Annotated in this window: 12 protein-coding genes; 4 read left to right on the top strand and 8 right to left on the bottom strand. The window is 73.6% G+C overall.

The annotated features are described in order from the left end of the window. Nucleotides 1-66 precede the first annotated feature (66 nt). The 4 genes from ACFVWU_RS19870 to ACFVWU_RS19855 form a co-directional block, all read right to left on the bottom strand. A complete protein-coding gene (locus ACFVWU_RS19870) occupies nt 67-498 on the bottom strand; it encodes a nuclear transport factor 2 family protein (protein WP_387622423.1) in 432 nt (143 codons plus the stop codon). Nucleotides 499-505: 7 nt separating this feature from the next. Then, nucleotides 506-1,309: an MBL fold metallo-hydrolase gene (locus ACFVWU_RS19865; RefSeq protein WP_387622420.1), complete on the bottom strand. Its 804-nt coding sequence runs from the start codon at nt 1,307-1,309 to the stop codon at nt 506-508. 79 nt (nt 1,310-1,388) lie between these two features. Next, entirely contained in the window at nt 1,389-1,952 is a 564-nt protein-coding gene (locus ACFVWU_RS19860; protein WP_387622418.1) for a hypothetical protein, read from the bottom strand. Nucleotides 1,953-1,979: 27 nt separating this feature from the next. Further along, on the bottom strand, nt 1,980-3,260 hold the full coding sequence (locus ACFVWU_RS19855; RefSeq protein WP_387622416.1) for an MFS transporter: 1,281 nt from the start codon (nt 3,258-3,260) through the stop codon (nt 1,980-1,982). A 142-nt stretch (nt 3,261-3,402) separates the two neighbouring features. Between ACFVWU_RS19855 and ACFVWU_RS19850 the strand changes: the two genes are divergently transcribed. The 4 genes from ACFVWU_RS19850 to ACFVWU_RS19835 all read left to right on the top strand — a co-directional run bounded on the left by ACFVWU_RS19850 (nt 3,403) and on the right by ACFVWU_RS19835 (nt 7,311). After that, nucleotides 3,403-4,497, top strand: a complete 1,095-nt coding sequence (locus ACFVWU_RS19850) for a DUF5937 family protein (RefSeq protein ID WP_387622413.1) — start codon at nt 3,403-3,405, stop codon at nt 4,495-4,497. A 38-nt stretch (nt 4,498-4,535) separates the two neighbouring features. Continuing rightward, a complete protein-coding gene (locus ACFVWU_RS19845; protein ID WP_387622411.1) occupies nt 4,536-5,405 on the top strand; it encodes a PhzF family phenazine biosynthesis protein in 870 nt (289 codons plus the stop codon). A 173-nt stretch (nt 5,406-5,578) separates the two neighbouring features. Beyond that, nucleotides 5,579-5,980, top strand: a complete 402-nt coding sequence (locus tag ACFVWU_RS19840; protein WP_387622408.1) for a tautomerase family protein — start codon at nt 5,579-5,581, stop codon at nt 5,978-5,980. A 92-nt stretch (nt 5,981-6,072) separates the two neighbouring features. After that, nucleotides 6,073-7,311 (top strand): phosphotransferase family protein, encoded by a 1,239-nt coding sequence (locus ACFVWU_RS19835; protein ID WP_387622406.1) that lies wholly within the window; start codon nt 6,073-6,075, stop codon nt 7,309-7,311. A gap of 160 nt (nt 7,312-7,471) precedes the next feature. Here ACFVWU_RS19835 and ACFVWU_RS19830 read toward each other — a convergent pair whose 3' ends face one another. From ACFVWU_RS19830 to ACFVWU_RS19815, 4 genes are all read right to left on the bottom strand, one after another. Further along, nucleotides 7,472-8,431, bottom strand: coding sequence for a trypsin-like serine peptidase (locus tag ACFVWU_RS19830; RefSeq protein WP_387622404.1), 960 nt, complete (start codon nt 8,429-8,431; stop codon nt 7,472-7,474). Between the two features lie 97 nt (nt 8,432-8,528). Further along, nucleotides 8,529-10,208, bottom strand: a complete 1,680-nt coding sequence (murJ, locus tag ACFVWU_RS19825) for a murein biosynthesis integral membrane protein MurJ (protein ID WP_387622402.1) — start codon at nt 10,206-10,208, stop codon at nt 8,529-8,531. Nucleotides 10,209-10,366: 158 nt separating this feature from the next. Then, entirely contained in the window at nt 10,367-10,624 is a 258-nt protein-coding gene (locus ACFVWU_RS19820; protein ID WP_387622400.1) for a ferredoxin, read from the bottom strand. Further along, nucleotides 10,621-11,841 carry a cytochrome P450 gene (locus ACFVWU_RS19815; RefSeq protein WP_387622398.1) on the bottom strand — a complete coding sequence of 407 codons (1,221 nt, stop codon included), beginning with the start codon at nt 11,839-11,841 and terminating at the stop codon, nt 10,621-10,623. Before ACFVWU_RS19815 ends, ACFVWU_RS19820 begins: the two co-directional genes overlap by 4 nt. Between the last annotated feature and the right edge of the window lie 78 nt (nt 11,842-11,919).

The following is an 11,919-nucleotide window of genomic DNA, read 5'->3' as shown; positions in this document are numbered from 1 at the left end:
CGCCCGTTCGGGTGAATGTGCGGTGCTGCGGCCGAACGTGCGGTCCTGGCGGCCGAACGGGCCGCGCTACGGCGTCATCGCCGCCCTGACCAGGGCGGTGTCGGTGAACTGTTCGAAGCGGACGATCCGGCCGCCGCGTACGGTGAAGTGGTGGGCCACCCGGACCGCGAGCGGCTTTCCGGTGGCCTTGTGGACGGCCGTGTAGCGGGCCAGGACCACCACGTTCTCGCCGTCCACCACATAGCGGTCGTCGTGCGCCGTCCAGTCGTCCCACTCGGCGGACAGGCGCTCCATGACGCCGGCGGTGACGCCCTTCGGGGTGCGGTAGGTGCCGGCCAGCGGGAAGCCGGCCATCTCGGTCCACTCGACGTCCTCGGCGAGGGTGGCGCGCAGCGCGGACAGGTCGCCCCGGGCGGAGGCCAGGTACTGGCGGCGGACCACGTCGGCGGGGGCGGCGGACTCGGCGAAGGTGGCGACGTCCCGGGGGATCTCGATCATCGCGCGCTCAACCCCAGGCCATCTCGCCCATGGCGACCTTGGTGCCGATGTCGACCGCGATCCTCAGCCCGAGCTGCGGGAAGCGCCGCTCCAGCGCCTCCTTGGCGGCGGCCGCGTCCGCCGCCCGGCCCAGCTCGGTCTCGAAGGCGCGCAGGTAGGCGCGGGTGTGGTCGAGGGCGTTCAGGTCGGTGGGCGCGTCGGCGATCCGGTGGCCGGCCGCCACCCAGGTCGGGTGGAGCGCCTCGATGCCGTCCACCAGGTCGATCCAGGCGGCGCGTTGGGCGGACGTGGGGGTGTCGGCCGTCCACACGTGCAGGCCCTCGAAGAGCAGCACCCCGCCGAGCACCGCGCGGTGGTGGTGCTGCCACAGGTAGTGCCGGTCGGGCAGGTGGAAGTCGGAACCGCGCAGCTCGAACCGGTGCCCCTCGAAGACGAGATCGTCCCCGGGCAGCACCTCGGGCCGGACCAGCCGGGTGGCCAGCTCGGGGCCGAGGTGGGACCAGGCGCGCAGCTTGGCGTCGAACGTCTCCTGGATGTGCTCCACGGTCGAGGAGCTGGCCAGGAAGCGGGCCTGCGGGAAGGCGTCCTGGACCTCCTGGGCGCCGAAGTAGAAGTCCGGGTCGCCGTGGCTGATGAAGACGGTGGTCAGCCGCTTGCCGCTGGCGCGCACCCGCTCGACCAGGCGGCGCCCGTCGGAGCGGGTGAACCCGGCATCCACCAGCAGGGCGTTGTTCGGGCCGGTGACCAGGACGGAGGTCTTGTTGAGCGAGCTGTCGGGGCTGTCGATGATCTCGAAGTCGAGGGCACTCATGCGTTGCGCTGTCCTTCCTCGGGCCGGGCACGCCTCGCCGCCAGCATCCGTGCTGGCGGCGGCGTCCGCATCCGGAAGGTCAGTGCCGGGTCCAGAGCGTGAGGTCGCTGCTGGTGGCCACGGCGAGGGTCCGGCCGGCGGGGGAGAATCCGGCGGCGCGGAACTCGGACCAGTTGGCGTGGAAGACGTGCCACCAGGCCGTGCCGTGCTCGCCGCTCCAGGGGCCGGCCGTCAGCAGGACGCGGTGGCTCGGCCACTCCGGGGAGATCACCTCGACGCCCCAGCCTCCCGCCGCACGGTTGTGCAGGCCGCCGCCCCACATCCCGGCCACCGGGATCCGGACGTCCGCGACCGGGCCGATGCCGGGGCAGGAGAGGTCCGCGCCGTCCGGGTCCTCCTCCGGGTCGTACTCGCGCTCCAGCTTCTCGCCCGTCACCGCGTCGAACAGGCCGTGCCCGCTGCTGGAGACCGTCAGTACCAGGTCGTGCCCGGTCTCCGGGTGGACGGCGAACCCGATGCCCTGCAGCGCGCCGACCGGGATCAGGCCCCGGCCGACGGGCCGCCAGGGCCTCGGCGGCGCCGTCACCTCGGTGGCGGCGGTGATCCGGTCGTGGAGCTGCTGCTGGAAGGGGGGCAGGGTCATGGTGATGATCATCCCAGCCGGGCCGGGCTACTCGGACCCGGCCGGCGCGAGCCGCAGCACCGCCAGCGCCCCGACCGCCGTGGTCGCCGCCAGGCAGATCCACAGCAACCCGGGCCCGGCGGCCGTCAGCGCCGTCAGCGCCGCCGGCGCCGCCGCCCGGCCGACCCCGCTGGACAGCTCCCAGCGCGCCAGCGCCCGCCCGAGCAGGTGCGGCGGCGCGGACGCCGTCACCAGGGCCGTACCCGAGCCGGTGTAGAGGATCTCGCCCAGCGTGTACAGCACCGCCACCGCCGCTATGCCCACCGCGCCCGAGGTGCCGCCCAGCGACCCGGCCGCCCAGAAGCCCAGGTACGACACGCTCAGCGCCGCCCCCGCGGCAGCCAGCACGGCCCGCCGCGAACGCTTCGCCAACCGCAGCACGATGGCCAGCTGCAACGCGATCACCAGTACCGTGTTGCCCACGAACACGCCCGAGGACCAGGCCGCGGAGGTGTGCAGATGCAGCACCAGCAGCGCGGGCAGTGCCACCTCCAACACGTCGAAGCAGAACGCGTACGGGAGGTTGGCGAGGCTCAGCAGGTTGATCCGGCGCAGCGGTTCGTGCCGTTCCCGCGGACTCACCCGGTGGGCCTTGTGCGACGCGCGTACCCGCAGCGACCCCACCAGCGCGGCGGCGACCAGGCAGGCCACGCCCGTCACCCCGGCCAGCAGACGGATCGCGCCCGCCCCGCCGGCCACCGCGACGGTGGCCAGCAGCGCGCCCGCGCCCAGGCCCGCGTTGCGCACCGACTTGCCGGCGGCGAGCGCGGCGTCCCGCAGCCGTCCCTCGGTCAGGGTGCTCACCACGGCGGCGTGGGTGGTCGGCCAGGACTGGCTGCCCACCCCGAACAGCACCGCCGCGGCGGTGAACAGCGGCAGCCCGTCGGCCGCGAGCAGGGTGAGCGCGCCCGCCGACCGCAGCACCAGCGTGACGGCGGCGGGCAGGGTCCGGGCGCCGCTGTCGATCCAGCGGCCGGTCAGCGGCACCACCAGCAGGCCGACCACCATCCCGGCCGACAGCGCCAACCCGACCGCCCCGGCGTGCAGGTGCAGCACCCCGACGCCGTACAGCAGCAGGAACGGGCGCAGCATGCCGCCGCCCACCGCGTCCACGGCGAGCGCCGCCGCGTACCGGGGGCCGCCGGCGGCGGTCAGCAGGCTCAGCAGCGTGGACGGGTTCCGACGGCCGGCGCCGATCGGCGCGGCGGGCGGCTCGCCGTTGCGGACGGCGGCGTGGTCATGGACGGACTTCTCCTGGATCAGGCTCATGGCCGGTACCGTCCGCCCGGTTCGGGCCCGGTGGCACGTGGATTGACGGTTCGCGTCAATCGGTGGCGGCCGGGGTTCGAGGGGGTGGCAGGATCTCGCACATGAACGAGCGATGGGGGTACCCCCGGCCGGAGGCCGGCGCATGAGTGTGACGATCGACATCACCGGTTTGCCCGAGGAGCGCCTGCTCTTCGCCCCCTCCCCGCTCGCCGAGCTGAATGCCATGCTGCACGCGCTCGCCGAGCCCGCGCACCACCCGGCGCTGCACGGCTGGGTCGCGAGCACCACCACCGCGATACCGCCCGAGCTCGCCGAACGGCTTCTGGAGGCCGACTTCCTCTGGCGCTCCTCGCGGGCCGACTTCCTCGTTCCCGCCCTGCCCGGCGCCACCCTTGCCGAGGAGCTCGACGCCGTCGACCGGATCGACGACGAGCTGTACGTCGCCTCCGCCCTCATCACCACCTGCGGCTCCTCCCGGCTCAACCGCAAGACGGCCTCCCCGCTCACCGACCCCGTGGCCAACGAGCGCGCCCGGGAGCTCTCCCTCGCCCGCGGCCCCCGGCAGGCCGCGTTCGCGGACCGGCTGCTCGCCGACCCGCCCGCCGTCCGGGCGCTGGTGCGCAGGATGCTGGAGGACTGTCAGTCCGCGTTCTTCGCCGATGCCTGGCAGCGCGTCCTGCCCGGTCTCGCGGCCGACGCCCGGCACAAGGCCGACCTGCTCGTCCGCCGGGGCCTCGCCGAGGCCGTCGGCGCGATCTCACCGTCCGTCACCCTCGACGAGGGCGGCGGGCGGCGGCGGATCGTCATCGACAAGTTGCAGGACAGTACCACCAGCGGCACCGCCGGCGGGGGCGTCACCTTCATCCCCAGCGCCTTCGGCCGCCCCCACCTGCTGGCCGTGCACGCGCCGGGCTGGCGGCCCGTCCTCCAGTACCCCGTCGCCGAGGCCGGCCTGCCCGAGCCCGTCTCGCTCACCCTCGTCCAGCAGCGCCTGGAGGCGCTCGCCCACCCGATCCGGCTGCGCCTCGCCCGCACCATCGCGCGCGGCCCGCACACCACCGGCGAGCTCGCCGCCTCCTGGCAGCTCAGCGCCCCCGAGGTGTCCCGGCACCTGGCCGTGCTGCGCAAGGCCGGGCTGCTGATCACCGAGCGGCGCGGGCGGTACATGCTCTACCAGCTGGACCTGTCGTCCAGCGCCCGGCTCGGCTCGGACTTCCTGGAGGCGATGCTGCGGTGACCGGGAACAGTGACCGGTCGGAACACGTTCGTCCGGTCATGACCGACGACGCCGCCGCTGTTGCCCCGCCCGAGATCCTCCGTTACGCCGCCTTCTCCACCCGCCCCGAGGGCGGCAACCCGGCCGGCGTGGTGCTCGACGCCACCGGGCTGACCGGCGAGCGGATGCTCGCCATCGCCGCCGAGGTCGGGTACTCCGAGACCGCCTTCCTGACCGCTGGTCCTCTCCAAGGTTCTTACGCCGTACGGTATTTCAGCCCGCTCGCCGAGGTGCCGTTCTGTGGGCACGCGACCGTCGCCTCCGCCGTGGCACTGGCCGAGCGCACCGGGCCCGGGCGGTACGTGTTCGGCACGGCGGCCGGTGACGTCCCGGTCGAGGTCGAGCGCGGCACCGACGGCGTGCTGCGGGCGACCCTCACCAGCGTCGAGCCGAAGACCGAGGAGGTGCCGGAGGCCGACGTCGCCGAGGCGCTCGCCCTGCTCGGCTGGTCCGCCGCCGACCTGGACCAGGCCCTGCCCCCGCGCATCGCCTACGCGGGCGCCCGCCACCTGGTCCTCGCCGCCGCCACCCGCTCGCGCCTCGCCCACCTCGACTACGACTTCGACGGGCTGGCCGCCTACATGCGCGCCCGCGACCTGACCACCCTCCAGCTCGTCTGGCGCGAGGCCGCCGAAGTCTTCCACGTCCGTGACCCCTTCCCGGTCGGCGGCGTCGTCGAGGACCCGGCCACCGGCGCCGCCGCCGCTGCCTTCGGCGCCTACCTGCGCGAGCAGGGCGCGGTGACGGCCCCGGTGGTGCTGACGCTGCACCAGGGCGAGGACCTCGGCCGGCCCGGCGTGCTGCGGGTCGAACTGCGCGCGGAGGACACCCGGGTGCGGGTCTCCGGCACGGCGGTGGCCATCCCGTAGGGCGCGGCTCCGTAGGAGCCTCCGGCCGGCGACCACGCTGTTGGATTCGATGCCGTCCTTCGCGACCACCGGCCGGATCGGCCCGGCGGTTGAGTGATTGTCTGTACCTACTAGTATGTACGGGCGTGGACGAGTGAATCAGTCCCGGCCGGTCGACGGAGAGGAAGCCTGAGATGCCCTTTGTCCGGATCGATGCCCTACGCGCCGACGGCGCACGGCTGGACGCGCTCGGGCGCGCGGTGCACGAGGCCCTGATGGAGACGATCGGCATCCCGCCGGAGGACAACTTCCAGGTCCTGGCAGGCCACGACGGCGCCAACAGCACGCTGCGCTACGGCGACTACCTCGGCGTGCACCGCGACGAGGGCATCGTCTACATCGCGATCACCCTGCGCGCCGGCCGGACCCCCGATCAGAAGCGGGCGCTGTACCGGAGGATCGCCGAACTCGCCGAGCAGTACGCGGGCACCGAGCCGCGGAACGTGTTCGTCACCCTCACCGAGAACGCGTCGATCGACTGGTCCCTCGGCAACGGCCTGGCCCAGTACGCGCCGCCCGCCGACCCCGAGCTCTAGAAGCAGAGCACCATGCCGCCATGTGCCCGCAGGTGTCCGTCGCCCCGGAAAACCATTCGCGCTCGGATGCCTCCGTGGGCGAAGCTGCCCGGATGCAGCGAGCGAACAGCCGGACCGTGACCGTCGATCTCACCTACGGGAACGAGTACTTCGGGCAGCTGGGCCCCTTCGAGGTGGAACTCGGCTGGTGGTCCTCCGTCGACGGGGTGATCGCTCGGGCGACCGAGCTGGCCGGGGTGCCGGTGCTCGTGGCTCGGCTGGTCGACGGGCACAGCGAGGATCCCGGCCACGGCGGCCGGGTCCGGTACCACGCGGAGGCACTGCGGCGGCCGACGGCGCTCAACTCCCGCCCCCTGGAGGGGGAAGCGGCCGCGCTGCTCGCCTCCGCCCCGCTGCGGGCCGCCTGGGCGACTCCGGAGGGACTGCGGGAGGCCCTGGGCTGGGCGGAACTGGAGCTCCTGGCGATCGGTCGCCCAAGTGCCGCGCCCGCGCGGCAGATCCGCACCTGGAACCTCTCCGGCCTCCTCCGCCTCCCGACGGCCACCGGCGCCGACGCCTGGCTCAAGACCACCACCCCCGCCTTCAACGCCCGTGAGGGCGAGGTCATCGCGCTGCTCGGCGGCGTCGACCCGACCCTCGTCCCGACCGTCCTCGCCGCCGACCCGGCGGGCGGGCGGCTGCTGCTCGACCACGTCCCCGGCGAGGACTGCTGGAGCCCCTCCGTCGGGACCGTCGCCGACGTCGTCCCGCGCCTGGTGGCCGCCCAGGCGGCGTTGGCCGAGCGCCGGACCGTCCTCGCCGGCCTGCGGGACCGGAGGCCCGGCGCGCTGCTCGCCCAGCTGAGGGTGCTGCTGGACCGGCTCCCCGTCGAGACCGACCTGACGCCCGAGGAACTGGACCGCCTCCGCGCCTTCGCCGCCGACCTCCCCGAGCTGCTGGACCAGCTGGCCGCCTGCGGCCTCCCCGAGACCCTGGTGCACGGCGACTTCCACCCCGGCAACTGGCGCTCCGACGGCGCGAGTTCGGTGGTCGTCGACTACGCCGACGCCTGCCTCGGCCACCCCGCCCTGGACGGCCTGCGCCCCCGCGCCTACCTCACCCCGGAGGCCTGGCGGCACCACGTCCAGGTCTGGACGGATGCCTGGCGGCAGCACGCCCCCGGCTCGGACCCCAGCCGGGCACTGGACCTCGCCGAGCCGCTCTACCACCTGTCCTACGCGCTGCGGTACCAGGAGTTCCTGGACCACATCGAGCCCAGCGAACGCCCGTACCACGAGGGCGATCCGGCCGCGGAGCTGCGCGCCGTCCTGGCATGGGCGCGGCGCGGCTAGGTTCTTCCGGCTCAGCGGGCGGACCGGATGACGACGCCCGCGATGTGGAGTCCGGCTCGGAAGACGGTGGTGGTAGCGGCGGCGGGTGGCCTGCACCGGACCGCCCGCCACCTTGCTCGTCGATTCAGGCGGTCGGCCGCCGGGAGATGCCGAGTTGGCCTCAGGACACCGGGCCCGCAGGCGGTGCGCCGGTGGTCGCGGCGTCGTACAGGGCTTGGGTGGCAGGACCGAAGCGGGCGCTGTAGGAGATCTGCGGGGTGTTGCCGCCGGTGTGGTAGCCGCCGATGACCCCGATCACCGCCCAGCCGTGCGGCCACGGCACCAGCATGGGCCCACCCGAGGTCCCGCCCACGAAGCCGTCGCACGCGATGCGTTCGAAGGTGCCCGGATCCGCGGGATCGTCGCTGACCCACCTGGTGGTCCAGCTCAAGCACTCCAGCGGCTTCTGCGTGCTGCCCGGGTAGCCGATCATCCGTACCGGAGCGTGGAAGTAGCCGGTGCCGGTGAGCAGCTGGACCGCGCCCACCGCATCCTCCAGCCGGTGGCCGTCCCGGTCGGGCTCGGTCACCGCGAACCCGAAGTCGTACGCGGCCCCGGCGTGCTCACCCCGGTCGTAGTACTCCTGCGCGACGTAGACGCCGTTGTGCTTGACCGGGAAGATGCCGAACGGCTTGAGCCCGTCGTGGTACTGCGGAACGAACCCCAGGTTCCGCTTGGGGGAGGTGCCGGAGTACCCCTCGAGACAGTGTCCCGCGCTCAGCACCAGGTTGTGGTCGGGACTGTGCACCACGGAGGCGCTGCACGTGCGGCCGGTGCCGTCGGCATCGGTCCAGAAGAACGCGCCCGCCTGCGGGATGCCGTCGAAGCTCCTACTCGGAGGGATGAACTCGCCGGGCCGGGGCCCGTCCGCCGTGGCCGCCGTGGCCGGTGCAGCGGGTTCGGCGTCGCCGGGCAGCGCGGCCGCCATGCGGGCCGCGGTCCAGTACGCGCTGAGCCGCTCCGCGGCCGGATTGCCCGCGTTCGGCGTTGCGGCGGAGGCGACCGGGGTGAGCCCGGCGCCCAGCAGCAGCGCGGCTGTGGCCGCTGCGGCATTCCTGAGGGCTGTGGCCCTACGTACCATCACCTTCCCCTTTGCTCATGGTTGATGACCATGTTGCCGTTGCCGCTGGATTTCGCCGGGCCGCTGCACCACCTGGCCTACGCGCTGCACGGCGCGGTCAGGGCCTACCCGGCAGGCCGCGCAGCTCCCCGATGCGCAGAAGTCGTGCGAAGAGGACGAACAGCAGCGCCATCGCGGTGGCGCCGACGGTCAGCGTGACGGCCGGCATCCAGGAGGCCGGTGCGAGGCCGTGGCCGCAGGTGCGGGCGATCAGCCAGCCGGCGGCGCCGGCGCCGGTGGCGGCGGCGGTCAACTTGGCGTAGGTGCGGCAGATCCGCCGGCCGTCGAGGAGTCCCCCGGTGCGGCGCCGGAGCCGCAGGGCCGTGAGCAGCAGGCCGATGGCGTAGGACAGGGCGTAGGCGGCGGCCATCCCGGTGACCGCCCACCGGGCGGACAGCAGCAGGTGGCAGGCCACGGCCAGGGTGATGTTGATGCCGTTGATCCACAGCGCCATGCGGAACGGTGTGCGGGTGTCCTCGAAGGCGTAGAAGCCGCGCAGCAGGAGGTACTGGGCGGAGAACGGGATCAGCCCCAGGCCGAAGGCCTGCAGCATGTGGCCCAGCGGGACGGTCGTCGCGGCGTCGGCGGCTCCGTGGGCGAACAGCAGCTGCGCGATCTGCGGGCCGAAGGCGGCGAAGAAGAACGCCGCCGGGACGATGACGACGCCGCTGACCCGGAGCGCGCGGGAGAGGTCGGCGCGCAGGTCGTCCAGGCGGTGCTCGGTCGCCGCCCGGCTCATCCGCGGAAGGAGCACGGTGATGAGGGAGACCGTGACGATCGACTGGGGGAGCATCCAGATCTGCTGGGCGTAGCTGTAGGCGGTGTAGCCGACCCCGTCGCTGGGCAGGGCGGCGTCCGCCGCGGACGCCAGGCGGGTGACCACGGTGCTCGCCACGAGGTTGGCCAGGACGAACAGCAGGGTCCAGCGCGCCGCGCTCACGCTCTTGCGCAGGCCGGTGCCCCGCCAGTCGAAACGCGGTCGCAGCCGGAAGCCGGCCGCGCGGGCGTACGGGATCAGGGCGAGTGCCTGGAGGGCCAGGGCGAGGGTGGTTCCGATGCCGAGCAGCCTGACCTGGGCAGCGGTGATGTCCGCGACCTTCGCCGGGGCCGTCATCATGCCGAGGTACAGGCCGAACATCGTGATCAGCACGATGTTGTTCAGGACCGGGGTCCACATCATCGCCCCGAACCGGTTCCGGGCGTTGAGGGTCTGCGCGAAGATGCTGAACACGCCGTAGAAGAAGATCTGCGGGAGCAGGAAGCGGGCGAAGACCACGGTCAGCTCGAACGCGTCGTGGGTGGCGGGCGTGTCGTGCTGGTAGATGCCGATGATCTCGGGAGCGGCCCAGGTGGCCAGCGCGCTGCCGATGCCCAGCACGCACAGCACCAGGGTGACCAGGCGCTGTTCGAATGCGACCCCGCCGTCGGGGTCCTCCGCCCGGGCCCGGACCAGTTGGGGGACCAGGACGGAGTTCAGCGCGCCGCCGATCAGCAGGAAGTACAGGCTGGTGGGCACGGTGTTGGCCTGGTTGTAGGTGGTGGCCAGCAGCCCGACGCCTAATGCCGCGGCCTGCAGTCCCTGGCGGATCAGTCCGGTGGCGCGCGAGACCACCGTCCCTGCGGCCATCAGTGCGGACGACCGCAGCACGCCACCGGCCGCGGCCCGCTCGGGGGCGGCATGTCGCCTGCGTGGCAGTGTCGATCGCGCTGAGTTCTCGGGCGATGTCTCCTCGATCATGGGCACAATCTACGATTCGACATCCCGTCGGCTCCTGGGGATCTCGGACTTCGACCTACTCCGACGCATCCGGCTCATCGGTCTCGGGCCCGGAAAGCCCCGATGCCGCCTGCTGCCGCAGTCGCAGCAGGCGGCACCGGGCGGCACCGGTTGGTCCGTCAGTCCGCCGGGGCGATCCGGTACCCGCCGTGCGCCGAGTGGAGGGCGAGCGCCTCGACCGGGCAGAATTCGACCGCCTCGGCCAGCCCGTCCGTCAACTCCGCACCGCCGTCGGCGTATTCGGCCACCGGCCGGGCCCGTCCGTCGGCGTCCAGGGCCAGCGAGCCGGGGGCGCTCAGCGCGCACATCCCGGAGCCGATGCAGCGGTCCCGGTCGACCCGGACCACCACGGCCTCGCTCTCGGCGGAGCCCGTCACCAGGAGACCTGCAGCGCGTTGGGGCTGCGGGTGAGCAGCCCGCGCCGCCAGTCGATGCCGTCGACCGGGCCGGCCATCCGCAGCGCGGGCAGGCGGCGGGCCAGCCGGTGCAGGGCGAGTTCGAGCTCCATCCGGGCCAGCCAGGCGCCCAGGCAGTGGTGCGGACCGGCGCCGAAGGTGAGCATCGGCGCGGCCAGCGGGGAGAACAGCTCGGTGCTGAGGTCCCCGGTGTAGACCGACGGGTCCTGGTTGGCGGCGTTGGCGTCGGCGGCCACCACGCTGCCGGCCGGGATCACCACTCCGCCGATCTCCACGTCCTCCACGGTGCGGCGCAGCAGTCCGGGCATGTACTCCTGGGTGTCGCCGAGCGGGACGGCGCGCAGGATCTGCTCGGTCGCGGCGGCGGCGCTGGCCTCGTCGGAGGCGAGCCGCTGCCAGGCCTCCCGGCCGTCCTCCAGCAGGTAGACCAGGGCGTTGCCGAGGCTGGTCATGGTGGTCTCGTGCCCGGCCACCACCAGGCCGATGACCAGCGCGATCAGCTGCCCCTCGGTGATCGAGCCGTCCTCGGCGGCGGCCGCGAGCAGGCTGCTGACCAGGTCCTCGCCGGGGGCCGCGCGGCGTTCGGCGATCACCTCGGCGCCGAAGGCGGCGAACTCGGTCATCGCGGTGCTGATCGCCTCGGCGGTGTAGGCGGTGGTGGACAGCGCGTGGTCGCTCCAGTGCGCCAGCCGCTTGCCGTCGAGGTTGTCCAGGCCCATCAGGCGGCTGATCACCGCGACCGGCAGCGGACGGGTGTACGCGGCGACGATGTCGGCGGGGGAGCCGTGGTCGATCAGCTCGTCGATCAGCGACTCGACCACCGAGGCCACCCAGGGCTTCCAGCGGGCGATCGCGCGCGGGGTGAACGCCCGCTGCACGGTGCGGCGCAGCCGCTGGTGCTCGGTGCCGTCGATGTTCAGCATGCTCTGCGGGTCGTCCAGGATGTTCGGCGTGACCGTGAGCGGCGGCGCGTCCGGCGCGTAGAGCGGGGCGCGGCCCAGGCGCGGGTCGGTGAGCACCTGCCGTACGTCGGCGTGTCGGCTGACCAGCCAGACCGGGGTGCCGGTGGGCAGCGCGGCGAGCCGCGGCGGGCCGGGTTCCAGGTGGCGCAGGCAGTGCAGCGGGGGGAGCGGGGCGGTGCCGGTGCCGGCACCGGTCGCACTGTTCTCGGTGGACATCCGTACTCCAGACTCCAGGTCAGCGGGCCGCGCGGGGCGGTCCGACGGGGGGTGATCCGGGATCGTGCGGGGACGGGC

Origin of the sequence: Kitasatospora sp. NPDC058190 (assembly GCF_042883685.1) — a bacterium.
GTDB lineage: Bacteria > Actinomycetota > Actinomycetes > Streptomycetales > Streptomycetaceae > Kitasatospora.
This window is presented reverse-complemented; position numbering and strand designations above follow the sequence as displayed.

Excerpts from the sequence above, each read along its gene's own strand:
- ACFVWU_RS19845 (WP_387622411.1), top strand. The coding sequence starts at position 4,536 with ATGACCGACGACGCCGCCGCTGTTGCCCCGCCCGAGATCCTCCGTTAC.
- ACFVWU_RS19850 (WP_387622413.1), top strand. The coding sequence starts at position 3,403 with ATGAGTGTGACGATCGACATCACCGGTTTGCCCGAGGAGCGCCTGCTC.
- ACFVWU_RS19840 (WP_387622408.1), top strand. The coding sequence starts at position 5,579 with ATGCCCTTTGTCCGGATCGATGCCCTACGCGCCGACGGCGCACGGCTG.
- ACFVWU_RS19860 (WP_387622418.1), bottom strand. The coding sequence starts at position 1,952 with ATGACCCTGCCCCCCTTCCAGCAGCAGCTCCACGACCGGATCACCGCC.
- ACFVWU_RS19855 (WP_387622416.1), bottom strand. The coding sequence starts at position 3,260 with ATGAGCCTGATCCAGGAGAAGTCCGTCCATGACCACGCCGCCGTCCGC.
- murJ (WP_387622402.1), bottom strand. The coding sequence starts at position 10,208 with ATGATCGAGGAGACATCGCCCGAGAACTCAGCGCGATCGACACTGCCA.
- ACFVWU_RS19830 (WP_387622404.1), bottom strand. The coding sequence starts at position 8,431 with ATGGTACGTAGGGCCACAGCCCTCAGGAATGCCGCAGCGGCCACAGCC.
- ACFVWU_RS19865 (WP_387622420.1), bottom strand. The coding sequence starts at position 1,309 with ATGAGTGCCCTCGACTTCGAGATCATCGACAGCCCCGACAGCTCGCTC.
- ACFVWU_RS19870 (WP_387622423.1), bottom strand. The coding sequence starts at position 498 with ATGATCGAGATCCCCCGGGACGTCGCCACCTTCGCCGAGTCCGCCGCC.
- ACFVWU_RS19835 (WP_387622406.1), top strand. The coding sequence starts at position 6,073 with ATGCAGCGAGCGAACAGCCGGACCGTGACCGTCGATCTCACCTACGGG.
- ACFVWU_RS19815 (WP_387622398.1), bottom strand. The coding sequence starts at position 11,841 with ATGTCCACCGAGAACAGTGCGACCGGTGCCGGCACCGGCACCGCCCCG.